This window comes from Neptunicoccus cionae, assembly GCF_014643735.1.
In the GTDB taxonomy this organism is placed as follows: Bacteria; Pseudomonadota; Alphaproteobacteria; order Rhodobacterales; family Rhodobacteraceae; genus Amylibacter; species Amylibacter cionae.
Map to the genome: position 1 here is coordinate 12,242 of NZ_BMKA01000008.1, position 26,691 is coordinate 38,932.

The following is a 26,691-nucleotide window of genomic DNA, read 5'->3' on the forward strand; positions in this document are numbered from 1 at the left end:
AAATACTCCCCGCGCGGAGCGCAAACGCCTATTTCTCGGTGAACTTCAGTTCGATCCGCCGGTTCTGCGCCAATGCCTCGGCGCTATCCCCTTGTGCAATCGGCTGGTATTCCCCAAAACCGTTCGCCGCCAGCCGGTTGGCAGGCACGCCCAGTTCGGTGTTGAGATACCGCACCACCGACAGCGCCCGCGCCTGACTAAGCTCCCAATTGTCCTTGAACTCCCCGAACCCCGAGAGCGGGATTTTGTCCGTATGACCATCCACCCGCAAGATCCAGTCGATCTCTGACGGGATCTGGTCTGCAACATCCAGAATGATCCCAGCCACATTTGCAATCTCTGCCTTACCTTGCGCGCCGAGTGTCGCCGATCCGGCCCCGAACAAAATCTCAGAGGAAAATACAAACCGGTCGCCAACAATCCGCACCCCGTCCTGTCTCCCCAGAACATCACGCAAACGGCCAAAGAACTCGGAGCGGAACTTCTTAAGGTCGTTGGCCTCGGCCTCAAGCCGCTTGCGTTCGGTCTCTTCCAACGCCAACCGTTTTTTCTGTTCTGCGGCCACGCGGGCCAATGCGGTGTTCAGGTTTGCGCCCAGCACCTCGATCTGCACCTGACTGGCCACATCCGCCGCTTGTGACGCATCAAGCAACCCTTGAAGGCGGTCCAACTGCTTGCGCAATTCTGCAGTCTGCTCGTTCAACACGGTCAGCTTTTGGGCGGCTTCGCGACTGGTGGCTTTTTCGTCGGCCAGTTCCTGACGCGCCACCGACAAAAGGGCTGCTTGCCGGTCGCCTTCGCTCATGTTCTGGGCCGCTTCGCGCTCTGCCTCTGTCAGTTCGGCGCGGGTCGCAGCCAGCAAGGTCAGCGTGTCCTCGGCTTCCTTGCGCTTGGCTTCCAGCGAAAGGGTCATGGCGGTCAGTTCGTCCTCGGCGCCTTTCAGTTTCTCCCGCAGGGCGGCAGCGGCGGCGGCTTCGGCAAGCTTCGCCTTTTCCTCTGCAGAAAGGCTGTTCACCAACGCATCTATCCGATCGCGCAGTTCTTCTTCGGTCAGCCCCCGTTCGGTTAGTTCAGTGCGCGCCTCTGCCAACGCTTGCGCCTGATTTTCCGTTTCACGTTCGGCCTGCGCCAATGCGGCCTGTTCTTGTGCAAGTGCCGCCCGCTCCTGTTCCAACGCGGTGCGCGTCTGGCCCAGCGCACTGCGGCTTTCGGCAAGTTCGGAACGCGTTGTGCTGACCTGCGCCAACGCATCGCTCAACGAGCCACGTGTCTCGGACAGATCATCCTGTGTCGCCGCCAACATCGCGAGCGCATCTGCGAGCGATCCTTCTTTGCTGCTGACATCCGCGCGCAAATCAGCGATCAGACCTTCCAGCGCTTCGCGCTTGGCCGCAGCCAAACGAGCCGCCTCGACGCTTTCGTCAATTTCATCCCGCGCCTGCGCGAGCGCCAGTTGCAGCGCATCCTTTTGCGAAATAACCGTCAGATTGGCCTGTTCCAGCGCGTCCTTATCCGCAAGCAGCAGGCGTTTTTCTTCTTCCAGCGCTGCCTCGCGGCTTTGTGCATCAGTTATTTCCCCTTCCAGCCCGTCCACTTGCCCAGTTAAAACGGCGACACGGGACCGGCTGTCCGAAAGCTGTGTATCCAGATCGGAATTGCGCGCCAGAAGGGAGGCCACCTGCTCTTCAAAGCCGGCGATTTGTGCGGCCTGATCCGAGGTTTCTGCGTTCAACGCAGCAATAAGCGCGTTCTGTTGCGTGGCCCGATCCTGCGCATCCGCCAACGAGCTGTTCAACTGGCTGACGTCCTGTTCCAGACCCGCCGCACGGGTACGCTCCAGACCCAACGCATCTGACAGCCCGATGATTTCACTGGCCAGCGCGTCAAGTTCCTTGTCCTGACCGGAAATTCTTTCGTTCAGGGTGTATTGCACGACCATAAAGATGGTCAGGACAAACATCAGGATCAGCAAAAGCGCGGTCATCGCATCCACGAATCCGGGCCAGATGTTGGCCGAAAACCGGTTCGCAGCGCGGCGGTTCAGGGCCATAGACTACCCCCTGCCACCGGGCTCGTCCGAGGCCGAGATTGCGGCGCGCAAGGTCGATGTCAGCCCCAGCAAATCACTGCGCAATTCGCTTATTGCACCTTGGCGACCGGCGGTCATCTCTTCAAGGATACGCAGCATCTGGGTGTCGATGTTGCGCAGCCGCATCTTGGCTTCTGCATCCCAGACCTCGTCCCCTTCGGGTCGGGTCATTTGTTCGGGCAATCCTTGAACCGCTTCGACCAGTTGCTTTTGTCCATAGGCGATCTGCTCGGCCAGCCGGTCCCGATCCCCCTGCCCTGCTGTCGCCACATCGGACAGACGTTCAACCACATGGGCCAATCGCTCTACCCGTTGGTCGGTCTCAGCACGGCGCTCCTGACTTTGGCGCAGCAGGTCGTGCAGGGTTTCAATCTGATAGGTCGTGTGCTCTAGCATATCAGCGAGCGCGAAATTTTCGACACTTCCCATATCGCCGTCACCGGAGGCGACACCAATACGTGTGATTGACGACAGCCATTCTTCCAGTTCGCGGTAAAACCGGTTCTGCCCGCGCCCTGCCATCAGGTCCAGCAGCCCGACCACCAGCGATCCCGCCAGCCCGAGCAGTGACGAACCAAACGCGGTCCCCATTCCGCCAAGCTGACGTTCAAGGCCGGACATAAGGTTATCAAAGACATCAACCGAACTGCCGTCATCCTGCGGCGCAAGGGAGCGGATGGTGTCTACCACCGCGGGAACCGTAGTGGCGAGCCCGTAGAAAGTACCCAAAAGTCCGAGGAATATTAGAAGGTTGATCACATAGCGGGTAATCTCGCGGCCTTCATCAAGCCGCGTCGCCACGCTGTCCTGAATGCTTTGTGTGCTGGTTGAAGTAAGCGAAGCCCGCGCAGAGCGTTTGCGCAGCAGATGGGCCAGCGGTGCCAGCAGTCCGGGTGGCCGGACGAACTCGTGCCCCGGACGATCCAGCGCCAGCCCTTCTATCCAGCTGACGGAACTCACCAACGTGAACACCTGCCAGAAACAGGCGATAATGCCAAAGATGAACACCAGCCCGATGAAACCGTTCAGATAAATGTTGGCCATAAAGATAGGGAGCAGGGATTGATATGACAGGAATCCCCCGATGGCGACGATGACGACGAACATCAACATCATAAGGATTTGCCGCACCGGCTGGGTAAAGTGCGGGTCGATCTTCGTGTCTGCCTTTAACATTCTTTGGAGCCTGCTCTGTGCTTGCGTGCACCCTAACCTGTCCGCCGGATGATGCCAAATGGTATGTTTGCCCGATGTGGAAGGCTGTTTCAAAACTAAACCATTGTAAAAAAGCCGCGAACTCCCCAAATATAACGGTGTAAACCCGTTTTATAGGAGTGGTTGTTTTGGACTCATTACTTGGATTTGAATCTGTGGGCCTGACAGCCGTTGCCCTGTTCATCTTCGCGCTGATCCTGATATTCATGATGGTTCGTTCCATCCCGCAGGGTGAGGAATGGACGGTAGAGCGGTTCGGCCGCTACACCCGCACGCTCAAACCCGGTTTGCGGTTCCTGATACCGTTTATGGACAAGGTCGGGGCCAAGATTAACATGATGGAAACCGTTCTCGACATCGACAGCCAAGAGGTCATCACCCGTGACAACGCGATGGTGGTGACGGATGCGGTCACATTCTATCAGGTGGTCGATGCCGCTGCTGCTGCCTATGAAGTCCGCGATCTTTACCGCGCGCTGTCCAACCTGACGCAAACCAACATCCGTTCCGTGATCGGTTCAATGGATCTGGACGAGAGCCTGTCCAACCGCGATGTGATTAACGCCAAACTGCTGAATGTTATAGACGAGGCTGCCAACCCATGGGGTGTGAAAGTGACACGGGTCGAGATCAAGGACTTGGCCCCGCCGCCTGACATCAACGAAGCGATGGCGCGGCAGATGAAGGCGGAACGGGACAAACGGGCCTCGATCCTTCAGGCGGAAGGTCAGAAGCAATCTGCGATCCTGAAAGCCGAGGGCGAGCGCGAAGCCCAAATCCGCGAAGCTGAAGGGCGCAAACAAGCGGCATTTCTGGATGCGGAAGCACGCGAACGGGCCGCGCAAGCCGAAGCCGAGGCCACGCGCATGGTGTCTGAGGCGATCGCCTCGGGCGACATTCAGGCTGTGAACTATTTCGTTGCGCAGAAGTACACTGAAGCGCTGAAAGATGTGGCCTCTTCGCCTTCCGCTAAGACCGTGATGATCCCGCTTGAGGCTTCATCATTGATCGGGTCTATCGGCGGTATCGCCGATATCGCCAAAGCCGTGACCTCTGGCGACAAATCTTAAAGGACTACAGCCATGCCTTTCCTTGATTTTCTCGTAGATCTGTCGCCGTGGTGGTGGGTCGCTGCGGCCTTTGTTATTGGCGCTGCCGAAATGGTCACAGGCACGGCGGTTCTGATCTGGATCGCCCTTGCCGCATTGGTTATGGCAGTCTTGCACGCGCTGATGCCCGGCCTGTCAGGAGAGCTGCAAATTACCCTGTTTGCGGCCCTGTCAGTCGGCCTGACCTTTGCAGGCCGCTGGGCCGTGCAGCGTTACGGGGACGGTGCGGCATCCCATGACACACTGAACCAGCGTTCAAATCATCTGATCGGGCGCACGGCCATTGTTCTAGATTTTCACGCGGCGAGCCATAGCGGCGCCGTCACGATTGAAGGCATGCGCTGGCGGGCGGAATGGACTGCTGGCGCGAATGCCGAAGTTGGCGGCACGGTACGGGTCCGTGCTGCGGAAGGGATGATTTTGAAAGTTGAACCGGTGTAACGGCTCAGGCGGTTACGGACAGTTCCAGTACCCTTTGTGTCAACCACTCCAGATCGGGATCAGGCAGGCCCAGTTCCCCCAGATGGCGGTTCACTTCCACCAAATATTCCGTATTCGGCCCGCGCCCGCCAACCGCTTTGGCGATGACTTCGGCCTGACGTTCCAGCGACAGGCCGCCGCAATATTGAACGTGATCGCGGTCCACCACATAAGACACGCAGTCCACCACGCGGCCATCGCGCAAACTCGCGGAGTGCACCTGCTCCAGATAGGCGGCAGACACCAGTTCCCGTTCCCGCAGGTAGTCAAGGGTTTGCTGTGCCGTTTGCGGTGGAACAAAGAAAGCTACACCGTCGCAGTAAGAATCCGGCGCGGCATCAAGGGCCAGCACCAGTCCGGGATCGTCTTCTGTGCCGCGGTGATGGATCGACCACATGCAAAAGCTGCGGGAAAACCCCTCCATCCGCGCGATTTCACGCTCGGCAAATTCAAACCCCGGTTGCCACACCAAAGAGCCGTAGCCGAACACCCAAAAGCCGTTATCAATATTTGTCACTGGTTCACCCCTTTCAGGGTGCTATAACCCGCGCCAAACGGAAAAGAAAAGGGGCTGCCCGTGGTTCGTGCTTTATTTGGAATCCTGATTGTCGTGTCACTGGCTTGGTTCGGCTATTGGTGGGTTGGCTCCACCGCGCAGCAAACGGCGCTGTCGGCATGGCTGGAAGACCGCCGCGCCGCCGGTTGGGTTGCGGATTACGACACCCTTGATGTGCAGGGCTTTCCAAGCCGGTTTGACACCCGCGTCACCGGCCTGAACCTTGCTGATCCGTCAACCGGCTGGGCATGGCAGGCACCGGAATTTGAGGTTCTGATGCTCAGCTACAAACCAAACCACGCGATTGCCGTTTGGCCGGACACACAGATCCTTGCGACACCGCAGGAACGGATCGACGTGGCATCGCGGGATATGAAAGCCAGCATCAAGTTTGACGCGAACACCGACCTTGCCTTAAACGCCGCCACCGCCGAGGTGAAAAATCTTACGCTGACCTCTAATGCGGGTTGGGTCACTGAAATGGATGCAGCCATGCTGTCCACGCGCCAGACTGCGGGTCAGGCGTTTGCCCATGATGTATTCTTGCAGACCACGAACCTGAAACCGGCGCGGATTTTCAAGGATATAATCGACCCCGACAACCTGTTGCCGGATGTGTTTGAAACCGTGCGCTTTAATGCAACGGCCGGATTTGACGCCCCGTGGGACCGTCACGCGGTGGAAGGGCGCAAGCCGGAGCTGACCTCGCTTGAGGTGAAGGAATTCAATGCCACTTGGGGGGAGCTGAACTTTCAGGCCACCGGCACGGTTGAACTGGACGCGGAAGGCTATCCCACCGGCAAAATCTCTGTGCGGGCAAAGAACTGGCAGGATATGCTGGAACTCGGGGTGAGTGCGGGGGTCGTCCCGTCAGAGCTGTTGGGCACATTGGAAGGCGGTCTCGGTCTGCTGGCAAAACTGTCCGGCAATCCCGATACCATCGACGCGCCCCTGTCTTTCAAAAATCGCATGATCTCGCTCGGCCCGTTCCCGATTGGCCGCGCCCCGCAAATCCGGATCAATCCGTAAGGCGTCCACTTTAGCGGCAGTACGTCCCGCCGCCACGGTGTTTTGCCACGTCAAAGTGGAAATGGTCCTGATGGAACCGGTTCGATTTGGGGCCAAGCACAGTGCGAAACGGTCCGCAGGCGGTTTTGTGCAGGCGCTTCAGCGTCGGCCCGTCCTCGCCCGAGCGCCAGCCGCGAAGGACGCTCATGCTGGTCCCGTTCTTTAGCACGAACCCCGCTATATCCACGGCGTTTCCTTTGGCGTGCTCTGACAGTTTGCCCCGCTTCGCGCTGTTGCGATTGCGACAGGAATAGCTGGCGATCAGCTGAATACTGGCCAGCCCGCCGCCTTTGGTCCCCACAGTGGGTTTGGCGGAATCATGGACCCAGCGATACAGCGCGCGGGCCGCATCACAGCCGATCAGCGCCTCGCGGGTCAATTTGATACCGTCGATCTCTGATACCTTCACAGGTTTTGCAATGCCACAAGCGCCTTTGCCTCGCACCCTTTTGACCGAATACCCGCGTATACCGCGCAATCCACAGACAGAGCCGTTCAGACTGTATTTCGTCGCCCGATCCTTGCGCTTGGCCATTGCCAGTTGAAACCCTTCGGGCCGCGCTTGGGGGCGCGGGGACATCAACAATCCATCCCGCGCGATCTGGCGGGAGGACACGGTCACGGATTGCCCGATCCCGTCGCCCGCATCCGCGCGCGTTGTGACAACAGCCGCCTTGGTCAGTTTCTGCGCGACCACATCTTCAGTGATCGTCTGCTCCAGCACCACCTTATGAACCGCAACGCTGGACGCTGTCCGGCCCGTATCGAAACGGCGCAGTTTCGGGCGCGGTGCAACCAGCGGGGCCGCCGTCGGATTGAACTGCTGCGCCAAAGCAAGCGGGCGCAGTCGGGGGCGTTGATCCGACGATTGCGCAATGGCGGTGCCTGTTATCAGGACCACACAGGCCATCAGAGGTATCCGCCAGTGCGCCATTGTCAGTCTCCTTCTTTCGGGTAGCGCCCGAAGTTCGGTGCATTCGTGTCTTGCCCTGCATCAATAATGCTACGGCGGATTGCACGGGTGCGCGTAAAATGGTCGAACAACTGCTCTCCGTCACCGCGCCGTATGGCCCGTTGCAGATCGAACAGCTCTTCGGTGAAACGCCCCAGTATTTCCAGCGTTGCTTCTTTGTTGTTGAGAAAAACATCCCGCCACATCGTAGGATCAGAGGCCGCAATACGCGTAAAATCACGAAAACCGGCGGCAGAGAAATCAATCACTTCCTTATTCGCCACCCGCTGCAAATCATCGGCCACACCCACCATCGTATAAGCGATCAAATGCGGCGTGTGGCTTGTGACAGCAAGCACGAGGTCATGGTGTTCGGCGTCCATTTCTTCGACATTGGCGCCCATTTCGGACCAAAGCTGTTTCAGGCGATCCACATAAGCGCGGTCCGTTTCCGGCAGCGGAGTAAACAGGCACCAGCGATTATTGAACAGATCGGCAAAGCCCGCGTGCGGGCCGGAATGTTCCGTCCCTGCCAGCGGGTGTGCGGGGATAAAATGCACATGATCGGGCATATGGGGTTGCACCGCGTCGATAATCGCTTTCTTGACCGATCCCACATCGGAAACCGTGGCATCCTGCGCCAGATGCGGGGCGATTTCCTGTGCAATCGACCCCATCACACCGACCGGCACACAAAGCACCACCAGATCCGCGTCCTTAACTGCCTCGGCAGCGGTGTCGAACACAGCGTCCACCAGCCCGATTTCCAGCGCGGTTTTCCGTGTTTCTGCTGATCTGGCATGGCCGACGATCTCACCTGCCAGCCCAGCGCGGCGCATCGCTTTCGCCATAGAGCCCGCGATCAGCCCCAGCCCGATCAGGGCGACCTTGTTGTAAAGCTGCGTCATTCTTCCCAGCCTTCCTTGAACACGGAAAGAACAGCGACCACACGTTTGCAATCAGCGCCTTTGCCCACAGTAATCCGCAGACAGTCCGGCAGGCCGTAGCTTTTCACGGCCCGCACAATCAGCCCTTCAGAACTTAGCGCCTGATCCGCGGCATCGGCTTCGGCCTCTGAACCGAAACGGGCCAGCACGAAGTTCCCCATCGACGGATCACAGGCAATCCCGAGCGCGCCCAGCTCTGCGTGCAGGTAATCGCGCCATTCGGCGTTCAGGCGCTGGCATTTGGCTGTGTAGTCCACATCCAGCATTGCCGCCTCTGCCGCCGCAAGCCCGCCTGCGTTCACGTTGAACGGCCCGCGCACCCGTTGCAGGGTCTGGATGACCTCCAACGGACCATAGCCCCAGCCGACACGCAAACCGCCCAGCCCGTAAATCTTGGAAAACGTGCGGGTCATAAAGATATTTTCGCGCTGTTCTACAAGGCTGGCATGGCCGTCAAAACCTTCGACATACTCCGCATATGCCCCGTCCAGCACCAGCAGCGCTTGTTCCGGCAGACCCTCCGCCAGCCGCGCGACTTCCTCTTCGGAAATCATCGTGCCCGTGGGATTGTTCGGGTTGGCGATGAACACCAGCTTGGTGTTTTCATTCGCCGCTTCCAGCAGGGCATCCACATCTGTGGTCCGTTCTATTTCGCGCACCGCAACGGGCGTGGCTCCTGCCGCCTGCGCGCAAAGTTTATACATCAGGAAGCCGTGCTCGGTGAACAGAACTTCATCCCCTGCCCCCGCATAAGCCTGACACAGAAAGGAAATCAGCTCATCCGAGCCGTTGGAACAGATAATCCGCTCCGCATCAAGATCATGTACTTTGGCAATGGCCGCCCGCAATTCACTGTGATCAGAGGACGGATAGACATGCAGATTGCCCGCCACGGAACGATAGGCTTGCTTGGCTTTCTCACTTGCCCCCCAAGGGTTTTCGTTACTGCTGAGCTTTACCGTATTGGACACCCCGTCCACATGGGCCTTGCCACCCACGTAAAGTTCGATGTCCATAATGCCCGGTTGTGGCTGAATGCGCGTCGTCATCTCACGTTATCCTTTTGGTATTCTGCGCCCGTGTGTAGCGGCGCAGCCCCCCCTGATAAAGCATTAATAGGCTTTAATAGAAGGTCTGGGGGTCGATATCTATGCTGATGCGCAGATTATTGGGCGGCTTTATGCTGGCATGCCAAGCGGCCAGCGCAGGTTGCAGCACGGTGCCTTTGTCCGCCTTCACCAGAATTCGGACGCGGTGGCGGCCCCGCACACGGGCAATGGGCGCCGGCGCAGGTCCGAAGATTTCCGCATTGATCCGGCGTAACGGTTCGGCATTGCGCACCATATACTGCGCCACGTCAAACACCTGTGCCAGATCGGGACCGGACAGCACGATGCCGGCCATGCGCCCGAACGGTGGCACGCCCGCCTGTTCCCGCTGGGCGGCTTCTGCGGCCCAAAATTCCTCTTCGTCGCCGGTCAGAATCGCCTGAATCACCGGATGCTCCGGTTGCAGGGTCTGGATGTATGCGGTGCCTTTTTTGTCGGCCCGCCCCGCACGCCCTGCCACCTGCCGGATCAACTGAAAGGTCCGCTCGGCCGCGCGCAAATCGCTGCCTTGCAGACCGAGGTCTGCATCAATCACCCCAACACAGGTCAGCAGCGGAAAGTTATGCCCTTTGGCCACAAGCTGGGTTCCGATAATGATGTCAGCCTCACCTTCTGCGATGGATTTGATCCGCTCCTTCAGGTTCCGCGCGGTCATCGACATATCCGACGACAGCACCGCAATCCGCGCATCGGGGAACCGTTCCACGGCTTCTTCGGCCAGACGCTCTACGCCCGGACCAACCGCTGCCAGTTTGCCTTCCACCTGACAGGATGGACAAGCCTCGGGCATCGGTTTGGTTTCACCGCACTGGTGGCACATCAGACGCCCCTGAAAGCGGTGTTCCACCATCCGTGCATCACAATCGTCACAACCGATCTGGTGGCCACAGGCCCGACAGACCGTCACCGGCGCATAGCCGCGACGGTTCAGGAACAGTAACGACTGTTCCTTACGCTCCAGTCTGGAAAACACCTCCCGTGCCAGACTGTCGGAAATCCACCGCCCGCTCGGCAGTTCTTCCTTACGCAGGTCAATCGCCTTCATCTCGGGCAGCTCCGCCGCGCCGAACCGTTGTGCCAGATCAAAGCGCTCGTATTTGCCTGCCCGCGCATTGGCCCAGCTTTCAAGTGAGGGCGTGGCACTGGCCAGCACCACAGAGGCACCGCAAATAGAAGCGCGTAGAACGGCCATATCCCGCGCATTGTAAAGAACACCGTCTTCCTGCTTGTAGGACTGGTCGTGTTCTTCATCCACAACGATCAGCCCAAGGTTTTGAAACGGCAGATAAAGCGAGGACCGCGCCCCCACCACAAGCTGTGCCTTGCCTTCGCCCACCATACGCCAGCAGCGCCGACGTTCAGTCACTGTGACACCTGAATGCCATTCCGCAGGACGCGCCCCGAAGCGCTGTTCTACACGGTCAAGAAACTCTACCGTCAGGGCAATTTCCGGCAGCAGCACCAGCGCCTGCCGCCCTTGTGCGAGACATTCGGCAACAGCTTCAAGGTACACTTCGGTCTTGCCCGACCCCGTCACGCCTTTCAGCAGGCTGGTGCCATAGGTCTTTGAGCCCACCTTGTCCCGCAGCAAAGCCGACACCCGCGCCTGATCGCCGGTTAGCTCCTTACCGGCGTGATGTGCATCCAGATGCGGATAGGGCAGATCGCGCGGGGTTTCGTATTCAACAAGCACCCCCTGCTTCATCAAACCCTTCACCACAGAAGATGTCACACCCGCCAGCGTAGACAGTTCACCCGCCGTAAAACGCACACCGCCGTGGTCTTCCAGAACGCCGATCACCTTCTCCCGCGCAGGGGTCATCCGGTCCGGTTCCTTGTCCCCCAGCCCGTAAATCTTGCGCATTCCGGGGGGATCGGTCAGGCCGGGGGCACGGGTCGCCAGCCGCAGCATAGCCGACAGCGGCGTTAGCGTGTAATCCCCGACACGGGCCAGAAACTTTTGCATTTCCTCACGCATAGGGGGCACATCAATCACCCCGATGACAGAGCGGACTTTCTTCGGGTCATACCCGCCCTGCCCTGCGCCCCAGATCACGCCGATCACCTTGCGCGGACCAAGGGGCACCTCAACATAGGCACCCAGAAAACAGCCCCCCGCAGGGGCCTTGTAATCCAGCAACCGGTCGAGCGGCTGCGTGGTCAGGACAGCAACAAGCTGACCCGCTTCAAAATAGCTTTGATCGGTATATTCAGGCACGATATGCGGGGTTCTCATTCGGGACGGGTTGCGATAAACCCCAACATGACACCTGCGCAAGCCACGCGCAAGAAACCAACCGGACACAAGGAACCCCAAAAATGAAATTTTTTGTTGATACCGCCGATGTGGATGCAATCGCCGAACTGAACGATCTGGGCTTTGTGGACGGGGTGACTACCAACCCCTCCCTGATCATGAAATCGGGCCGTGACATTCTGGAAGTAACCAAAGAAATCTGCGGCATGATCGACGGTCCGGTCAGCGCCGAAGTTGTGGCTCTGAACTATGACGACATGATCAAGGAAGGCCGCAAGCTGGCCAAGATCGCGGAAAACATTGCCGTGAAAGTGCCGCTGACATGGGACGGTCTGAAAACCTGTAAGACGCTTTCCGAAGAAGGCACAATGGTTAACGTGACCCTGTGTTTCTCGGCCAATCAGGCGCTGCTGGCGGCCAAAGCCGGTGCTTCCTTTATCTCTCCGTTCATCGGGCGTCTGGACGATATCAACATCGACGGGTTGCAACTGATCGAAGATATTCGCGTGATTTACGACAATTACGCCTACGAAACAGAGATCCTCGCGGCTTCGATCCGCACGGTGAACCACGTGTCCGATTGTGCCAAAATTGGCGCAGATGTTGTGACTGCGCCACCAAATGTTCTGCAAAACCTTGCAAAACACCCTCTGACAGATCAAGGTCTTGAGGCATTTATGAAGGATTGGGCGAAGACAGGGCAAAAGATCCTGTAACGTCCGCAGTAGTTACGAGGCGTAGCGAATGGCAGAGCAAGCGAAACCGCAGGACGCGGTGCGTGAACATATCCTATCCGACCCTATTCAGGTTCTCGAAGACCGCGACATCATGCGCGCGCTTATCTCGGCAGACGAGGTAGCGCGCGGCAAGAATGTCATCGACCTGCGCGCCATCGCGCTGGAGCGGCTAGAGGCCCGTTTGAACCGGCTGGAAGACACGCATCGCCATGTGATCGCAGCGGCCTATGACAATCTGGCCAGTACCAACCAGATCCATCGGGCCACGCTCGCCATTCTCGAACCCAAGACCTTTGCCGAATTTCTTGTCCTGTTGCAGGAAGAATTGGGCCGCATCCTGAATGTGGCCTCGGCCCGACTGGTGCTGGAAAGTCCCGCCGCGACGCCCGATATGGAAGACCAGCTTCAGGCAGAGTTCGGCAGCGGTGTGTGCTTTTGCGCCCCCGGTGCTGTGAATGATTACATCTTGCGCGGCCGCAGTTCTGCCGGTCGCCCAGTGACCCTTCGCACCATCCATGATCCCGATCCGGTGCTGTTTGGCGATGCCGTCGATAAGGTGACATCCGAAGCCCTGCTGCGGCTTGATCTGGGCAAGGGCAACCTGCCTGCGATGCTGGTGCTCGGCTCTGCCAGCAATGACCAGTTCACCCCGCAAAAAGGCGCGGATCTTCTGGTCTTTTTCGCCAGCGCTTTCGAACGTGTGCTGCGCCGCTGGCTGAACTGATGACCGCGCAAAGCGGCGCTTTTGATCTTTTGGGCCGCTGGCTGGCGAGCATTACAGCCTTGCAAGGCGCTTCTGCCAAAACGGTCGAGGCCTATCAGCGGGACGTTTCGGGGTTTCTAGGGTTTTTGGCGAACCATTTCGGCGGCGATCTGGGGAAGGCCAAGCTCGGCACGGTTAAAATCACCGACATGCGGGCATGGATGGCCCATGAGCGGCGGCGCGGTGTGGGTCCACGTTCTCTCGCGCGGGAACTCTCGGCGGTGAAATCCTTCTATCGCTGGCTCGGAGAGGCCGAGGGCATAGAAGTCACCGCCCCACTGGCGACACGCGCGCCAAAGTTCAAAGCCCAACTGCCCCGCCCCGTGGCGAAAGATCAAGCGAAGGCCATGATCGAAACGGTGGAGTTTCAAACGCAAGACGGCTGGACCGGCGCAAGGGATACTGCGGTGATCACCCTGCTTTACGGGTGCGGCCTGCGAATCTCCGAAGCACTGGGCCTGACATTCGCCGCTGTACCACTGGGAGAGACTTTGCGGATTCGCGGCAAGGGCGACAAGGACCGTGTGGTGCCTGTACTTCCCGCTGCCCGTAAGGCCGTGGGCAGCTACCTCGCGCTTTGTCCATTCAGTCACACTGCGGAAACGCCGCTATTTCTGGGCAAGAAAGGCAAGGTCCTGAACCCGCGCCACATCCAGAAAGTGATGGAACAGACGCGGATGCAGCTTGGCATGCCAGCCACGGCCACCCCCCATGCCATGCGCCATTCCTTTGCGACCCACCTTCTGGAAGCCGGCGGAGACTTGCGCGCGATACAGGAATTGCTGGGCCATGCCTCGCTTTCAACGACGCAAGCCTATACCGCTTTGGATCAGGCCCATTTGATGGCCGTTTACAGAAAAGCCCATCCAAAAGCCGGATAAACATCGCCTTATTTGCAAAAACCTATATGAAGCCGCCCATGACACATCAAATCAAAGCTCTCTCCGTTCATCTTTTCACAGCCACCGGCGCGGTGTTTGCCATGCTTGCCATGCTGGCAGCGGCGCAGTCACAATGGGACCTGATGTTCCTGTGGCTGGTGGTGGCCTTTGTGGTGGACGGGATCGACGGACCTCTAGCGCGCAAGTACGATGTGAAAACCCATGCACCGCAGTATGACGGTTTGATCCTTGATCTGATTATCGACTATCTGACCTATATCTTCATTCCCGCCTTCGCGCTGTTCCAAAGCGGGTTGCTGCCGGACTGGACGGGCTGGATTTGTATCCTCGTGATCACCTTCACATCGGCGCTGTATATGGTGGACACGCGGATGAAGACCAAGGACAACAGCTTTTCCGGCTTTCCGGCCACGTGGAATATGCTGATTCTGGTGATCTTTGCCACCGAGCCGAATTTCTGGGTGACGCTGTTTCTGGTGGTGGCCTGCGCTATCACCATGTTCACGCCGCTGAAGTTCATTCACCCCGTACGCACCGAACGGTGGCGCTGGCTGAGCCTGCCTGTGGCGCTGGTCTGGACCGCTGCGGCGGCTATGGCCGCTTGGGTCGACTTTCACCCCGGACCCGGTGTGATACTGGTACTGGCAGCCACCAGCATTTACCTGCTGGTTGCCGGTATCCTGCAACAGGTCTTCCCGCAAAAAGCCTGAACGCCTAGACGATTCAAAACCGGATCGCGATCACACCCAGAACAATCACAAGGGCCGCAAGCAACTTGCCTGTGTCTGCCTTGTCCTTGAAGAACAGCACCCCGATCAGGACTGCAAAAAGGACGGAGACTTCTCGTAGGGCCGTGACCAGCGCGATAGGGGCGACCGTCATTGCCCAGACCGCGATCCAGTAGGCCACGACCGAGGCCAGTCCTGCAATCATTCCCAGCGCCCAAACCCTTGGGGAGCGCGGCAACACCGCGCGACCGCGTATCGCAAGCCCGCCAATTGTGAACAGGAACGCATCAAGGAAAAACAGCCACCCGACAAAGCCCGATGCATGGCCGGAGGCGCGCGCGCCCATGCCATCAAACAGCGAATACCCCGCCGTTCCAACCGCCGCCATCAACGCATAAGGGATAAGGGCGCGTTCTTCCCCGTGTGTGAAGACCCCTTTCGCCATCAAAACAATACCAAGCCCAACCAGCAGAATGCCCCCGATCTGCGTAGCGCTGACGACGTCGGGTAAGATCAACAGGCTGACCCCCAGAACAATCATCGGCGCTGTGCCACGGGCGATGGGGTACACGCGGCTGAGGTCTCCGCGCATATAGGCGATGGTCAGGAAAGACTTGTAGATCAGATGAAACAGCACCGATCCGGCAAGAAGCCACCATGCCTCTGGGGCGGGGGCCGGAAAGACCGCGATCATCACCAGCCCGATCAGCCCGTGGGCGATGGAAAGCAGCACCATGCCCTGAAACTTGTTCTCGCCGAACTTGATAATGGCGTTCCAACTGGCGTGAAGCAGGGCCGCGAACAAGACAGCGGCAAAGACAGCGACGGACATGAGCGACCTTTCAGATCAGCAGGGAATAGGCGCCTTCGCCTTGCAGCAGTTTGACTTTGGTTTCCACCCCGCCAGCGCCGGAGAACCCTCCAAGATGCCCTGTGCCAACAACGCGGTGGCAGGGAATAATCACCGGAATAGGGTTGGAGCCGCAGGCCTGCCCGACAGGTTGTGCAGGCACACCAAGCGCAGTCGCGATATCCCCGTAGGTGCGCGTTTCGCCCTTGGGGATCGCGGACATCTGTGTGTAAACCTGCTGCTGGAAGTCAGTGCCCGCAGGGGCGAGCGGCAAGTCGAAACGATCAAGCCGGCCTTCGAAATAAGCGCCAAGTTGGTCGAGCCCTTCTTGAAGCAAAGCAGTGCACAGCCCTTCCTGTCGTTTGTCCCACAACAGTTCTGTGATCGCGTCATCCTGTTCAATCAGGGTCAGGGTGCCGACAGGTGTGTTTAGATAGGCTGCATTCATGGGCGCAGTGTTCCCTGCTTTGCGGTGCTTTGGCAAGCAGGATGTGGAGGCCAGATGTATCGTTGAGAGCGTATCGCGATGGGGTGTTTCCCATGAAACTCTGGTCGATCACCCTGCATTAACGAAGCTTCATTTATGAAGCGTCTTGTATCACGCGTCTTGTATGAAGCTTCATATAAGACGCTTCAAATTTGCAGGGTCATCCTTTTAACGCAGCAATATCAGCGCACTAAGATTTTCAGATTTTAGAGGAATTGATCTCGCGACCCCAGCGAACGCTCATGGCAACGCCACGTTATTCCCGCAGGCCCTCTTCATCCAACAAGTGCCGTCCGGCGCGGTCTTCTACTTCAACAACCCAGATGTCAGGATCAAAAGACTGCTGGCGCCGCACCGCTTCGTCCACGTCCCGTTCGGCCCCTTCGGCTAACGTGACCCAGACGCGATTTCCATCCAGATCATAAGATCGCTGATAAAGCTTTGCAGACCCGTCCAAGGGCGCCAGTTTCACCAGAACCGCCCCTGCGGTGGCATCCCCGCGCGCAGTTACAAAAGCCGCAATATCCGCCAGCGCAAGGCGCCGCAGATAGGCCTTAACCCAGAACTCGGCGGTCACACGGACCACGGTTCACTCTCGCGTGTCTTTGAAATCCAGACCCATTTCGGTGAAACGTTCAGCCTCGGTCTCCCAGCGCGGACGAACCTTGACCTGAAGGAACAGATGCACCTCGGCGCCAACCAGTTCTTTCAACTCTTGCCGCGAGGCCATGGAAACCGCTTTGATGGTTTCCCCCTTCGGCCCGACCGCAATCCCCTTATGCCCTTCACGGGTCACATAGATCACCTGATCGATCCGCACAGAACCGTCTTTCTTCTGCTCCCAATTCTCGGTTTCCACCGTCAGGAAATAGGGCAGTTCCTGATGCAGACGCAGCATCAGTTTTTCGCGGGTGGTTTCCGCCGCGATCATGCGCAGGGGCACGTCGGCAATCTGGTCTTCGGGATACAGCCACGGGCTTTCCGGCAGGTTTTGCGCCAGGTACTTCGTCAGATCCTTCACCCCGTGACCCTTTTCAGCCGAGATCATGAAGACCTCCTCAAACGGGTACGCATTGGAGAGTTCCTGCGTCAGCGCCAGCAACCGCGCGGATTCCACCTTGTCGATCTTGTTGATCGCAAGGGCAACTTTGGTGTTCTTGCCAACCTTGTTGCCCAGCTCTTCCAGAATCATCCGCACACCGGGCGACATGCCGCGGTGGGCTTCGACCAAAAGAACGGTGATATCCGCATCCCCTGCCCCTGCCCAAGCGGCAGCAACCATAGCGCGGTCAAGATTACGGCGGGTGCGGAAAAGACCGGGGGTGTCGACAAATACGATCTGGGATTGATCCTCAATCGCGATACCGCGAATGCGCGCCCGTGTGGTCTGCACCTTATGGGTCACGATAGAGACTTTCGCCCCCACAATCCGGTTCATCAGCGTGGATTTCCCCGCGTTCGGCTCTCCGATCAGCGCCACGAATCCGGCCCGTGTTTCAGTCATTCTCATTCTCCAGCTGCGTCAGAACCGCCTTAGCGGCGGCCTGTTGCGCATTGCGTTTACTTTCAGCGGCACCCCGTCCACGCAGCCCGTTGTCCAACTGGGCTTCGATCTCGAACTTAGGCGCGTGATCGGGTCCGGTGCGACCCACTTCTACATATTGCGGCGGCTTCATCCCACGGGCCTGCGCCCATTCCTGCAAGGTTGTCTTGGCGTCCCGCGCGTCTTCCTTGGCCGCGTCTATCCGGCTGTCCCACAGGCGCAGGATCAGGGCGCGGGCCACCTCAAAACCGGCATCACGGTAGACAGCGGCAAGAATTGCCTCCATCGCATCCGCCAGAATGGCCTGCTTGCGCCGCCCCCCCGAGATCATCTCGGAACGTCCCATTTTCAGCGCCGCCCCCAAATCCAACTCACGGGCGATATCCGCACAGGTTTCTTTACGCACCAGCGCGTTGAACCGTGGCGCCATCTGCCCTTCAGAAGCTGCCGGATCACGATCCGACAGTGCTTCGGCAATCACAAGGCCAAGCACCCGATCGCCCAGAAACTCCAGCCTCTGGTTGTCCGGGCGCGTGGCCGAGGACAAAGACGAATGGGTTACAGCCTGAATAAGATACTCGGGGTCTGCGAATTCATGCCCCAAACGGGCACTAAAGTCACGAAGTTCGGCAGCCAGCTTCACTGGAGCGCCTTGAAGAAACGATCGCTGCGCCATGTCCAGAACGCCAGAATAGAGCTACCCGCAGATGAGAACATCACACGATCCGCGCGGCCGATCAGATAGGATTCCGGCACAAAGCCCACGCCATTGGGTTGGCGGAAGCGGCTGTCCGTAGAATTGTCGCGGTTGTCACCCATAAAGAAATAATGTCCTTCAGGAACGGTATAGACAGGCGTATTGTCCCCGCCGCGATCCCCGATGTTGAGGGTCAGATGGGAAACACCATTTGGCAAGGTTTCCACGAATTGCTCTTTGACACATTCTGCCCCGATCCCCACAGCGCCATTGCCACAGGCAGGCAAGTTGCCCATTGGACCTTGAGAATCATAGGTTTCGACAAATGATCCCGCTGGCTCCATTGGGACTGGCGCGCCGTTGATGTTCAGTTGGCCGTTCACCACCTGCACCTTGTCACCCGGCAGGCCGATCAGACGTTTGATATAATCCGCTTCGCTGGCGGGGTGTTTGAACACGATGATATCACCCTGCTCCGGCTCTCCACCGAACAGCCGTCCGTCCCAATCCTTTGCAAAGCCACAGAAATTGAAACCGCGGATACTGGGACAGGACGCCCAGCTATAGCCGTAGGTGAATTTGTTCACGAAGAGAAAATCCCCGATCAGCAGGGTAGATTTCATGGAGCCTGAAGGAATCCAGAACGGCTGGAACAGAATGGTGCGGATAATGCCTGCCAGAAACAAAGCCCAGAATATGGTCTTGAAAGTCTCTGCGATTCCGCCTGATTTTTCGCTTTTTTCTGCCATTGCCGCCGCCTGTGTTCAAATATGCTGGCTACATGGCCTGTCAAAGGGGTTTAGTCAACTGGTGTAGCCTCTATCACCACAAAGGCCTGCGCCCACGGATGGTCATCTGTCAGTGAAACATGCACCACCGCACGGTGGCCGGGTGGTGTAAGTTCATCGAGCCGTTTGGCCGCCCATCCGGTCAGTTCCATCACCGGCTGCCCGGTCCGCATGTTGCGCACGGACATATCCTTCCACGCGATGCCCATCCGCAATCCAGTGCCGAGCGCCTTGGAACAGGCCTCTTTCGCGGCCCAGCGTTTGGCATAGGTACCAACCGTATCGCGGCGACGCTCTGCCTTGGCCTGTTCAACATCGGTAAAGACACGATTGCGAAACCGATCGCCAAAGCGCTCCAGTGTGCCTGCAATCCGGTCGATGTTGGCCAGATCGGTTCCGATACCCAAAATCATTGAAAGCAACCTGACAAACGCGTCATATCCCTGACCGCGCCTCGTCCATCAGGACGCGCATCCGCAGAATCGCTGTTTCCAACCCTGTGAAAATAGCTTCCCCGATCAGGAAGTGGCCGATGTTCAGTTCTTGCACCTCCGGCAAGGCGGCGATCGGCTTTACCGTGTCATAGGTCAGCCCGTGGCCCGCGTGGACCTCTAGCCCCAGATCCGCCGCAAAAGCTGCCATATCCCGCAGGCGGGCAAATTCGGCGTCCCGCTCTTCAAACCGGCCTTCTGCGTGGGCATCACAGTACGCCCCTGTGTGCAATTCAATCACCGGCGCACCGATCCGTGCTGCCGCTTCAATCTGGGGCTTGTCAGCTGCGATAAAGATGGAAACCCGACAGCCCGCGTCCCGCAATGGCGCGATGAAATGGGCGAGTTTGTTCTGTTCCCGCGCCACTTCCAGACCGCCCTCGGTTGTGCGCTCCTCGCGTTTTTCGGGAACGATACAAACGGCATGGGGCGTGTGGCGCAGGGCAATCGCCAGCATTTCGTCCGTGGCGGCCATTTCAAAGTTCAACGGCACCGTCAGCCCCTCTACAAGCGCCTCAATGTCGGGATCCGTAATATGGCGGCGGTCTTCGCGCAGATGGGCGGTGATCCCGTCCGCACCGGCCTGTTCCGCCAAAAGGGCCGCGCGCAGCGGATCAGGCGTATCGCCCCCCCGTGCATTCCGAACCGTTGCCACGTGATCTATGTTCACACCCAGTCGCAATTTGCCCGTCGCCATCCGCCATTCCTTCCAGTCTGCTTAATCCGCCTTCTGCTGGCGCTTGGCCCGCAGGTCGTGAAACTTTTTCAGTAACGCACCTTTACGCCGGTGCTGATAAGCCGAGATCATCGGCTTGGACACAAAATACAGAACCAGCGCGCAGATCAACCCCGGAACAATCCCGCCCACCAGATAGGGCCAGAACACATCATAAAAGAACGATGTCACCCCGTGCCACGGACTTGGCGGATAACCGAACAAGGCCTTGGTATTGTCCAAAATTGTGCCCCAAGTTTGGACAACCCCGTGCTTTACCCGATGCCAGACACGGCCTTCGTGATCTTCCCCAAGCATCCACAAGCCCAACCGGTAGCTGGTGGCTGCAATGATTGGAAAAGAGATCGGGTTCCCGACAAACGTCCCGAGCAATGCCGCAAGCACATTGCCGCGCAACACAAACGCCAGTCCGGCTGCCAGAAAGAAATGAAGCCCGAAGAACGGAGTAAACGTCACAAATGCACCACAGGCAATCCCGAGCGCGATTTTATGGGGCGTATCTGGCAACCGCTTGATCCGGTGTTTCACATAGCCAAAAGCGCGCTTCCAACCCGACTTGGGATAGAAGAACTCTGCAATGGTTTGCAGCCACGTCCTTTGCTTTCTGCGTTTGAACACCCGAGATGCCTTTTGATCTTGTTGAACTGCATGTAGCGCTGTTGATACGGTGGCGCCAGAACCCGCAGATCACTCTGTCTGGCGATTTCGGTTTTTGCGCAACACCTGTGCGACGTCCGAATCAGCTTCGACCGCTGTGAGGACGTTGATCAAATGTTCCACATCCCGCACCTCTATATCAATCGTCATCCGGTAAAAATCCTGTTTACGATCAGTGAATTCAAGGTTTGAGATGTTGGAATTATGCTCTCCGATCAAGGTGCAAATCCGGCCAAGAACACCCGCATCATTGGCCATCGTGACCTCGATGGTCGCTTCCTGATCGGCCATTCTTTTGCCGTCGAGCCAGCGCAAATCGATCCAGCGTTCAAGCGAGTCTTCGTACTCTACCAACCGCTCGCAATCGATCCGGTGCACCAGCACGCCGCTGCCCCGTGTGGCGATGCCGACAATCCGCTCCCCCGGCAGGGGTTGGCAGCAGGCGCTGGTCTGGGCGAATTGGCCCGGTTCAAGCCCGATAATCCGTTCCGCCGGTTCTTCTTGGGTGAGTTCATCCACACGAACCAATTCAGGATAGAGAACCCCGACCAGTTCTGTTCCGGTCATCTCGGCACTGCCAATCTTGGCCAGCAATTCTTCGGCTGACCCGATCCCCATATGAGCCGCAGCCGTGCCAAGCGCCTTATCCGTGGCTTTCTTGCCGACCCGTTCCAGCGCAACCCGCGCCAGTTCACGTCCCAACCGCACAAAACCGTCGCGGTGTTCTTCGCGCAAGGCTTTGCGGATCGCGGATTTGGCCCGCCCCGTTACGGCAATGTCCATCCATGTGGACTGCGGACGCTGCCCCTCGGCGGTGGTAATTTCCACCGACTGACCGTTGCGCAGCCGCGTCCAGAGTGGCACACGCCGTCCGTCCACCTTAGCCCCGACACAGGCAGAGCCAATTCGGGTGTGGATCGCATAGGCAAAATCAATCGGCGTGGCGCCGCGGGGCAACTTGATCACATCCCCCTTAGGAGAGAAACAGAACACCTGATCCGCGAACATATCCAGCTTCACATGTTCGAGGAATTCCTCGTTCATGTCGTTGTTGGCCACATGTTCCGTCAATTCTTCGAGCCATTTGAACGGGTCGACAGCAAAGGGGTTCGCGGCCCGCTCGCCGTTGCGATAGGACCAGTGAGCCGCAACGCCGGATTCTGCGACTTCGTGCATCTGTTGGGTGCGGATCTGGATTTCTACCCGCTTGCCATCGCGCCCTGATACCGTGGTGTGAATGCTGCGATAGCCGTTGGACTTCGGTTGGCTGACATAGTCTTTGAACCGCCCCGGAACAGCCCGCCAGCGCCGGTGGACCAGCCCTAAGGCGGCATAAATATCGTCTTCGGATTGGGTAATGATGCGAAACCCGAAAATATCAGAAAGCCTTGAAAAGCCTTCTTTCTTCTCCTCCATCTTGCGCCAGATAGAATAGGGTTTCTTTTCACGACCAAGAACCGTGGCTTCCACACCGGCTTTCTTCAGCAGATCGCGAATGTCCTGCGTGATCTGGGGCGTGACATCGCCGGTTTCCTTGCGCAGGGTCAGGAAGCGGCGCATGATCGAATTGCGCGCTTCGGGATTGAGGACGCGGAACGACAGGTCTTCCAGTTCCTCGCGCATCCATTGCATTCCCATGCGACCGGCCAGAGGCGCATAGATTTCCATGGTTTCGCGGGCTTTGCGTTCCTGTTTGGGTCCGACCATATGCCGGATCGTGCGCATGTTGTGCAGACGGTCGCTCAGCTTCACAAGGATCACCCGCACGTCCTTGGACATGGCGAGCAGCAGTTTGCGGAAATTTTCGGCCTGTTTGTTGTCCTTGGACGACAGTTCCAGATTGGTCAGCTTGGTGACACCGTCGACCAGTTGGGCGACCTCCGTGCCAAAGCGTTTCTCAACAGCCTGATAGGTGGATTTCGTGTCTTCCACCGTGTCATGCAGCAAGGCGGTAATGATCGTGTCATCGTCCAGCCGCTGTTCGGCCAGAATCATCGCAACTGCTATCGGGTGGGTAAAATACGGCTCGCCGGAATGACGGGTTTGCCCCGTGTGCATCAGCTTGCCATATTCATAGGCCGCCTCGATACGCTCCACGTTGCAATTGGGATTATACGTCCTGACCAGATCCACAAGGACCTGAGCAGGCACCATTTCAGTATTGGTTTGAACAGAAGGCCCCATTCAGCCTTATTTCATTTCTTGCGCTTCCATCAGCGCGCGCAACAGGTTTTCTTCGGACATATCATCATCCGGCTTATCCTGCTCTGTCCCCATCAACAGTGCCATTTGATCTTCTTCCGGCTCGTCGACTTCGATCTGTGTCTGGTAGCTTTCGATCGCAGCTTCACGAAGCTGTTCTGCTGTCAATGTTTCCTCGGCGATTTCGCGCAGGGCAACAACCGGATTTTTGTCGTTATCACGCGGCACGGTGATTTCACCACCAGTCGAAATCTCACGCGCCCGATGTGCAGCCAGCAGGACCAACTCGAAACGGTTCGCGACTTTATCTACGCAATCTTCAACTGTAACACGTGCCATATTGGAAAACTCCGGCGTTTTGGGGATATCAAGAGTGCGCAAATAGCCGCTTTCATGCAGGATTGCAAGGGCTATGCGGCAGGAGTTTACCCCTGACCGACAGCGCCGCCTTCGCTGTAAGGCACTATTTCCGCAAGGTCTTCTGCATTAAAGGCCGCGATCATTTCGTCGACAGTGCATTCAAGCACCGGATGGCGCCAGTTTGAAGCAACATCACGCAAGGGAATCAGTACGAAGAGTCGGTCCTGGATTCGGGGGTGTGGCAGGATAATTTGCTCCGGAGCGCGCTTCAACTGCAATTTCAGAGGTAAATCGCGCCATTGTGAAAATGTCGCAATGTCGGGCATTATCTGGCCGTCATAATCAATCAGATCCAAGTCAATCACCCGCGCTTCCCAGCGTTTTTCGCGGGTACGGCCGATGCGCTCCTCAACCTTATGTAGCTGCTCCAAAACCACTTCTGCAGAAAGCGCGGTTTCGCAATAAACAACCGCATTTACAAAATCCGGACCTGTTCCGGCGGGGAAAGCAGGCGTGCGAAAAAACCTGCTGGTTTCAACCACAAATAGGCCGATACTTGACAAGTCATCAATTGCAGCTTCTACTATTTTTACTGAAGCGCCAATTTCGTTTGACAGGTTCGAACCCAAAGCAATTAAGCACTTTGTAAGATCTTCTCGGGCATTTTGTTGTTGCAGTAGCAAAATTAGAACCTATTTTCTGCGGAGTTTCAGCCGGATCACAACACGCCAATAACCGACACCGCACTGGCTGAACAGACATTTTGGAAGGATCAATTATGTTCTATCGCGACGAGCGTCTGGCATTGTTCATTGACGGCTCAAATCTCTATGCAGCGGCCAAAGCCCTTGGCTTTGACATAGACTACAAACTACTCCGATCGGAATTCATGCGTCGGGGTAAGCTTCTGCGTGCATTCTACTATACAGCTCTTTTGGAAAGTGACGAATACTCTCCGATCCGCCCGCTGGTGGACTGGCTGAACTATAACGGTTTCAACATGGTGACGAAACCGGCCAAGGAATACACCGACAGCATGGGTCGCCGTAAGGTGAAAGGTAACATGGACATCGAACTTTGCGTCGATGCGATGGAGCTGGCTCCGCATGTGGATCACATTGTGTTGTTCTCCGGCGACGGCGACTACCGCCCGATGATTGAATCCCTGCAACGCAATGGCGTTCGGGTTTCTGTTGTCTCCACCATTCGCAGCCAGCCACCAATGATCTCGGACGATCTGCGCCGTCAGGCCGATAACTTTATCGAACTGGACGAGCTGCGGGACGTTATCGGACGGCCACCGCGCCCCGAAGGCGAAGACCAGCGGAGCGAGCCTGAATACGAGACGGAAAACTAATAATTAAAGGCGCCTGCGGGCGCCTTTTTTCTGCGGACAACCCGAAATCGATTTTCCCGAACTGTAGCGGATATGAAATTGACCAAATGAACCGCGAAGACTTCAACACCTTTTGCGCCGCTCTCCCCCAGACCAGCCACGTCGTTCAATGGGGCAATTCAGATGTCTGGAAAGTTGGCGGCAAGGTCTTTGCACTCTGTGGCTGGAATGACGGCAGGGACGCTTTTACCTTCAAAGCGCGGCCCATCGCATTTGAGGTTCTCTCTGATCAACCGGGCATCCGTCCTGCCCCCTACCTCGCGTCCCGCGGGTTGAAGTGGCTGCAACAATACGATGAACCAGGTTTGTCCGATGACGAACTTCAGGCGCATCTGCGGGAAAGCTATGACATGGTCGTGGCAAAGTTGACCAAAAAGAAGCGTAACGAACTCGGTTTATAGGCGGTTTGTCCCGCGTTTGCCCCTAAGGCAGGTTGCTTAAGGGAACCCCGTAGCCTAAACCCGTGCGCAAAGACGAATACAGATCAGGCAAGGAACCCCTGCTTCATGGACAACCCCCAACGGGCGGATGCACTCCAGACTTCCGAAAAATCCGCACGCGACTGGGCCCTTAGCCTTGCGCAATACCGCAAACCAAATACCCGACGCGCCGTTTACGAGCTTGCCGCCAGCCTCTTGCCTTTTGTCGGCCTATGGGCGCTGGCGTGGTGGATGATTCCGCACAGCGCCGTATTGTCAGTGCTGATCGCAATCGTAAACGGCGGGTTTCTGGTCCGGTTGTTCGCAATCCAGCACGATTGTGGCCACGGCGCCTTTGTTAAGAACTCGAAAGCCTCTAACTGGATCGGACGCTGCCTTGGCGTGCTGACGCTGACACCCTATGCGGTCTGGCGCAAATCCCATTCCCACCACCACAGCACCTCTGGCAATCTCGATCACCGTGGCATGGGCGATGTACACACTAAAACCGTTGCTGAATACGCCGAGCTGAACCGCTGGCAGAAGTTTGGCTACCGGCTGTACCGCTCTCCGTTTGTGCTATTCGGCTTGGGCCCGGTCTATCTGTTCGTTTTGCAAAACCGTTTGCCGATCGGCTTGATGACGGCAGGACGCATTTACTGGATTTCTGCGATGGGCACCAATGCGGTGCTGGCGCTGATGTTGGGGCTGATCGCTTATTTCGGCGGGATCTGGCCATTGCTGCTGGTCTTTGCGCCAACTGTCATGACCGCCGCTGCCGCTGGCGTTTGGCTGTTTTACGTCCAGCACCAGTTTGAGGAAACCCATTGGGACCGGGATGAAGCCTGGAACATCCAAGACGCCGCGTTCCACGGCAGTTCCTATTATAAGCTACCTGCGTTTTTGAACTGGCTCACTGCCTATATCGGCGTGCATCATGTGCACCACCTGAACTGCCGCATCCCGTTCTATCGCCTGCCTGAAGTCCTCAGCGACCACACTAGACTGGCTCATATCCAGATCATCACACTGGCCGAGAGCTTTCATTGCGCGCGTTTGCATCTCTGGGACGAAGACCAGCGCCGCCTGTTGTCATTTGCTCATGCCAACAAACTTATCGCGGCCCAGCGCCCCGCTTAAACAGAGACCAGCA

29 protein-coding genes are annotated in these 26,691 nt (G+C 57.6%); 10 read left to right on the forward strand and 19 right to left on the reverse strand.

Features of this window, described 5'->3' with window-relative positions:
* Positions 1-28 precede the first annotated feature (28 nt).
* Together IEX10_RS17600 and IEX10_RS17605 are read right to left on the reverse strand one after the other, a co-directional pair.
* Positions 29-2,050, reverse strand: coding sequence for a peptidoglycan -binding protein (locus tag IEX10_RS17600; protein ID WP_188678372.1), 2,022 nt, complete (start codon positions 2,048-2,050; stop codon positions 29-31).
* A gap of 3 nt (positions 2,051-2,053) precedes the next feature.
* Complete coding sequence (locus IEX10_RS17605) at positions 2,054-3,265, reverse strand: biopolymer transporter ExbB (RefSeq protein ID WP_188678374.1); 1,212 nt, start codon at positions 3,263-3,265, stop codon at positions 2,054-2,056.
* A 167-nt stretch (positions 3,266-3,432) separates the two neighbouring features.
* Between IEX10_RS17605 and IEX10_RS17610 the strand changes: the two genes are divergently transcribed.
* Positions 3,433-4,374, forward strand: a complete 942-nt coding sequence (locus IEX10_RS17610; RefSeq protein WP_229678620.1) for an SPFH domain-containing protein — start codon at positions 3,433-3,435, stop codon at positions 4,372-4,374.
* 12 nt (positions 4,375-4,386) lie between these two features.
* Positions 4,387-4,854, forward strand: a complete 468-nt coding sequence (locus tag IEX10_RS17615) for an NfeD family protein (protein WP_188678376.1) — start codon at positions 4,387-4,389, stop codon at positions 4,852-4,854.
* A 4-nt stretch (positions 4,855-4,858) separates the two neighbouring features.
* Here the strand turns inward: IEX10_RS17615 and IEX10_RS17620 are convergent, their stop codons facing one another.
* Positions 4,859-5,410 carry a gamma-glutamylcyclotransferase gene (locus IEX10_RS17620; protein ID WP_373287547.1) on the reverse strand — a complete coding sequence of 184 codons (552 nt, stop codon included), beginning with the start codon at positions 5,408-5,410 and terminating at the stop codon, positions 4,859-4,861.
* A 60-nt stretch (positions 5,411-5,470) separates the two neighbouring features.
* Between IEX10_RS17620 and IEX10_RS17625 the strand changes: the two genes are divergently transcribed.
* A complete protein-coding gene (locus tag IEX10_RS17625) occupies positions 5,471-6,478 on the forward strand; it encodes a DUF2125 domain-containing protein (RefSeq protein WP_188678377.1) in 1,008 nt (335 codons plus the stop codon).
* Positions 6,479-6,488: 10 nt separating this feature from the next.
* Here IEX10_RS17625 and IEX10_RS20045 read toward each other — a convergent pair whose 3' ends face one another.
* From IEX10_RS20045 to IEX10_RS17645, 4 genes are all read right to left on the reverse strand, one after another.
* Positions 6,489-7,451 (reverse strand): extensin-like domain-containing protein, encoded by a 963-nt coding sequence (locus tag IEX10_RS20045; RefSeq protein ID WP_229678621.1) that lies wholly within the window; start codon positions 7,449-7,451, stop codon positions 6,489-6,491.
* A gap of 2 nt (positions 7,452-7,453) precedes the next feature.
* Complete coding sequence (locus IEX10_RS17635) at positions 7,454-8,377, reverse strand: prephenate/arogenate dehydrogenase family protein (RefSeq protein ID WP_188678379.1); 924 nt, start codon at positions 8,375-8,377, stop codon at positions 7,454-7,456.
* Positions 8,374-9,465 (reverse strand): histidinol-phosphate transaminase, encoded by a 1,092-nt coding sequence (gene hisC / locus IEX10_RS17640; RefSeq protein ID WP_188678381.1) that lies wholly within the window; start codon positions 9,463-9,465, stop codon positions 8,374-8,376. The genes IEX10_RS17635 and hisC overlap by 4 nt, the downstream gene beginning before the upstream one ends.
* 73 nt (positions 9,466-9,538) lie before the next feature.
* Entirely contained in the window at positions 9,539-11,761 is a 2,223-nt protein-coding gene (locus tag IEX10_RS17645) for a primosomal protein N' (protein ID WP_188678383.1), read from the reverse strand.
* Between the two features lie 83 nt (positions 11,762-11,844).
* Between IEX10_RS17645 and fsa the strand changes: the two genes are divergently transcribed.
* Genes fsa through IEX10_RS17665 form a run of 4 tightly spaced genes read left to right on the forward strand, consistent with a single transcriptional unit; the run spans position 11,845 to position 14,894 of the window.
* Positions 11,845-12,498, forward strand: coding sequence for a fructose-6-phosphate aldolase (gene fsa / locus IEX10_RS17650; protein WP_188678385.1), 654 nt, complete (start codon positions 11,845-11,847; stop codon positions 12,496-12,498).
* A gap of 28 nt (positions 12,499-12,526) precedes the next feature.
* On the forward strand, positions 12,527-13,243 hold the full coding sequence (locus tag IEX10_RS17655; RefSeq protein WP_188678387.1) for a DUF484 family protein: 717 nt from the start codon (positions 12,527-12,529) through the stop codon (positions 13,241-13,243).
* Positions 13,243-14,163 carry a tyrosine recombinase XerC gene (locus IEX10_RS17660; protein ID WP_188678389.1) on the forward strand — a complete coding sequence of 307 codons (921 nt, stop codon included), beginning with the start codon at positions 13,243-13,245 and terminating at the stop codon, positions 14,161-14,163. Before IEX10_RS17655 ends, IEX10_RS17660 begins: the two co-directional genes overlap by 1 nt.
* Positions 14,164-14,201: 38 nt before the next feature.
* The gene (locus tag IEX10_RS17665) at positions 14,202-14,894 is read left to right on the forward strand and encodes a CDP-alcohol phosphatidyltransferase family protein (RefSeq protein ID WP_188678391.1); all 693 of its coding nucleotides are present in this window, start codon (positions 14,202-14,204) and stop codon (positions 14,892-14,894) included.
* A gap of 13 nt (positions 14,895-14,907) precedes the next feature.
* Here IEX10_RS17665 and IEX10_RS17670 read toward each other — a convergent pair whose 3' ends face one another.
* The 12 genes from IEX10_RS17670 to folK all read right to left on the reverse strand — a co-directional run bounded on the left by IEX10_RS17670 (position 14,908) and on the right by folK (position 24,406).
* Positions 14,908-15,744 (reverse strand): EamA family transporter, encoded by an 837-nt coding sequence (locus IEX10_RS17670; protein ID WP_188678393.1) that lies wholly within the window; start codon positions 15,742-15,744, stop codon positions 14,908-14,910.
* 10 nt (positions 15,745-15,754) lie between these two features.
* Entirely contained in the window at positions 15,755-16,210 is a 456-nt protein-coding gene (locus tag IEX10_RS17675) for a methylated-DNA--[protein]-cysteine S-methyltransferase (protein WP_188678395.1), read from the reverse strand.
* Between the two features lie 295 nt (positions 16,211-16,505).
* Entirely contained in the window at positions 16,506-16,835 is a 330-nt protein-coding gene (locus tag IEX10_RS17680; protein WP_188678397.1) for a DUF1491 family protein, read from the reverse strand.
* Positions 16,836-16,838: 3 nt separating this feature from the next.
* Positions 16,839-17,753 (reverse strand): GTPase Era, encoded by a 915-nt coding sequence (gene era / locus IEX10_RS17685; protein ID WP_188678399.1) that lies wholly within the window; start codon positions 17,751-17,753, stop codon positions 16,839-16,841.
* Positions 17,746-18,435, reverse strand: a complete 690-nt coding sequence (rnc, locus tag IEX10_RS17690; RefSeq protein ID WP_188678401.1) for a ribonuclease III — start codon at positions 18,433-18,435, stop codon at positions 17,746-17,748. Before rnc ends, era begins: the two co-directional genes overlap by 8 nt.
* On the reverse strand, positions 18,432-19,238 hold the full coding sequence (gene lepB / locus IEX10_RS17695; RefSeq protein ID WP_188678403.1) for a signal peptidase I: 807 nt from the start codon (positions 19,236-19,238) through the stop codon (positions 18,432-18,434). The genes rnc and lepB overlap by 4 nt, the downstream gene beginning before the upstream one ends.
* 50 nt (positions 19,239-19,288) lie before the next feature.
* The gene (gene acpS, locus IEX10_RS17700) at positions 19,289-19,690 is read right to left on the reverse strand and encodes a holo-ACP synthase (protein ID WP_188678405.1); all 402 of its coding nucleotides are present in this window, start codon (positions 19,688-19,690) and stop codon (positions 19,289-19,291) included.
* 22 nt (positions 19,691-19,712) lie between these two features.
* Positions 19,713-20,465, reverse strand: a complete 753-nt coding sequence (locus IEX10_RS17705) for a pyridoxine 5'-phosphate synthase (RefSeq protein ID WP_188678407.1) — start codon at positions 20,463-20,465, stop codon at positions 19,713-19,715.
* A gap of 21 nt (positions 20,466-20,486) precedes the next feature.
* Positions 20,487-21,122, reverse strand: a complete 636-nt coding sequence (locus IEX10_RS17710) for a DUF2062 domain-containing protein (RefSeq protein ID WP_188678409.1) — start codon at positions 21,120-21,122, stop codon at positions 20,487-20,489.
* Between the two features lie 69 nt (positions 21,123-21,191).
* Entirely contained in the window at positions 21,192-23,315 is a 2,124-nt protein-coding gene (locus tag IEX10_RS17715) for a RelA/SpoT family protein (protein WP_188678567.1), read from the reverse strand.
* A gap of 36 nt (positions 23,316-23,351) precedes the next feature.
* The gene (gene rpoZ / locus IEX10_RS17720; protein WP_188678411.1) at positions 23,352-23,702 is read right to left on the reverse strand and encodes a DNA-directed RNA polymerase subunit omega; all 351 of its coding nucleotides are present in this window, start codon (positions 23,700-23,702) and stop codon (positions 23,352-23,354) included.
* An 86-nt stretch (positions 23,703-23,788) separates the two neighbouring features.
* The gene (gene folK / locus IEX10_RS17725) at positions 23,789-24,406 is read right to left on the reverse strand and encodes a 2-amino-4-hydroxy-6-hydroxymethyldihydropteridine diphosphokinase (protein WP_229678622.1); all 618 of its coding nucleotides are present in this window, start codon (positions 24,404-24,406) and stop codon (positions 23,789-23,791) included.
* 95 nt (positions 24,407-24,501) lie between these two features.
* On the opposite strand from folK, the gene IEX10_RS17730 reads away from it, so the two are divergent.
* From IEX10_RS17730 to IEX10_RS17740, 3 genes are all read left to right on the forward strand, one after another.
* Entirely contained in the window at positions 24,502-25,080 is a 579-nt protein-coding gene (locus tag IEX10_RS17730) for a LabA-like NYN domain-containing protein (protein WP_188678413.1), read from the forward strand.
* Between the two features lie 86 nt (positions 25,081-25,166).
* Positions 25,167-25,520, forward strand: coding sequence for an MmcQ/YjbR family DNA-binding protein (locus IEX10_RS17735; protein ID WP_188678415.1), 354 nt, complete (start codon positions 25,167-25,169; stop codon positions 25,518-25,520).
* Positions 25,521-25,625: 105 nt separating this feature from the next.
* Positions 25,626-26,678, forward strand: a complete 1,053-nt coding sequence (locus IEX10_RS17740; protein ID WP_188678417.1) for a fatty acid desaturase — start codon at positions 25,626-25,628, stop codon at positions 26,676-26,678.
* The last annotated feature ends 13 nt before the right edge of the window (positions 26,679-26,691 follow it).

Coding starts and splice junctions, on each gene's coding strand:
- fsa (WP_188678385.1), top strand. CDS start 11,845: ATGAAATTTTTTGTTGATACCGCCGATGTGGATGCAATCGCCGAACTG.
- IEX10_RS17715 (WP_188678567.1), bottom strand. CDS start 23,315: ATGGTGCCTGCTCAGGTCCTTGTGGATCTGGTCAGGACGTATAATCCC.
- IEX10_RS17675 (WP_188678395.1), bottom strand. CDS start 16,210: ATGAATGCAGCCTATCTAAACACACCTGTCGGCACCCTGACCCTGATT.
- IEX10_RS17645 (WP_188678383.1), bottom strand. CDS start 11,761: ATGAGAACCCCGCATATCGTGCCTGAATATACCGATCAAAGCTATTTT.
- IEX10_RS17655 (WP_188678387.1), top strand. CDS start 12,527: ATGGCAGAGCAAGCGAAACCGCAGGACGCGGTGCGTGAACATATCCTA.
- IEX10_RS17635 (WP_188678379.1), bottom strand. CDS start 8,377: ATGACGCAGCTTTACAACAAGGTCGCCCTGATCGGGCTGGGGCTGATC.
- IEX10_RS17735 (WP_188678415.1), top strand. CDS start 25,167: ATGAACCGCGAAGACTTCAACACCTTTTGCGCCGCTCTCCCCCAGACC.
- IEX10_RS17665 (WP_188678391.1), top strand. CDS start 14,202: ATGACACATCAAATCAAAGCTCTCTCCGTTCATCTTTTCACAGCCACC.
- acpS (WP_188678405.1), bottom strand. CDS start 19,690: ATGATTTTGGGTATCGGAACCGATCTGGCCAACATCGACCGGATTGCA.
- IEX10_RS17740 (WP_188678417.1), top strand. CDS start 25,626: ATGGACAACCCCCAACGGGCGGATGCACTCCAGACTTCCGAAAAATCC.
- IEX10_RS20045 (WP_229678621.1), bottom strand. CDS start 7,451: ATGGCGCACTGGCGGATACCTCTGATGGCCTGTGTGGTCCTGATAACA.
- IEX10_RS17660 (WP_188678389.1), top strand. CDS start 13,243: ATGACCGCGCAAAGCGGCGCTTTTGATCTTTTGGGCCGCTGGCTGGCG.
- IEX10_RS17600 (WP_188678372.1), bottom strand. CDS start 2,050: ATGGCCCTGAACCGCCGCGCTGCGAACCGGTTTTCGGCCAACATCTGG.
- hisC (WP_188678381.1), bottom strand. CDS start 9,465: ATGACGACGCGCATTCAGCCACAACCGGGCATTATGGACATCGAACTT.
- IEX10_RS17705 (WP_188678407.1), bottom strand. CDS start 20,465: ATGGCGACGGGCAAATTGCGACTGGGTGTGAACATAGATCACGTGGCA.
- IEX10_RS17730 (WP_188678413.1), top strand. CDS start 24,502: ATGTTCTATCGCGACGAGCGTCTGGCATTGTTCATTGACGGCTCAAAT.
- IEX10_RS17605 (WP_188678374.1), bottom strand. CDS start 3,265: ATGTTAAAGGCAGACACGAAGATCGACCCGCACTTTACCCAGCCGGTG.
- era (WP_188678399.1), bottom strand. CDS start 17,753: ATGACTGAAACACGGGCCGGATTCGTGGCGCTGATCGGAGAGCCGAAC.
- IEX10_RS17670 (WP_188678393.1), bottom strand. CDS start 15,744: ATGTCCGTCGCTGTCTTTGCCGCTGTCTTGTTCGCGGCCCTGCTTCAC.
- rpoZ (WP_188678411.1), bottom strand. CDS start 23,702: ATGGCACGTGTTACAGTTGAAGATTGCGTAGATAAAGTCGCGAACCGT.
- IEX10_RS17615 (WP_188678376.1), top strand. CDS start 4,387: ATGCCTTTCCTTGATTTTCTCGTAGATCTGTCGCCGTGGTGGTGGGTC.
- lepB (WP_188678403.1), bottom strand. CDS start 19,238: ATGGCAGAAAAAAGCGAAAAATCAGGCGGAATCGCAGAGACTTTCAAG.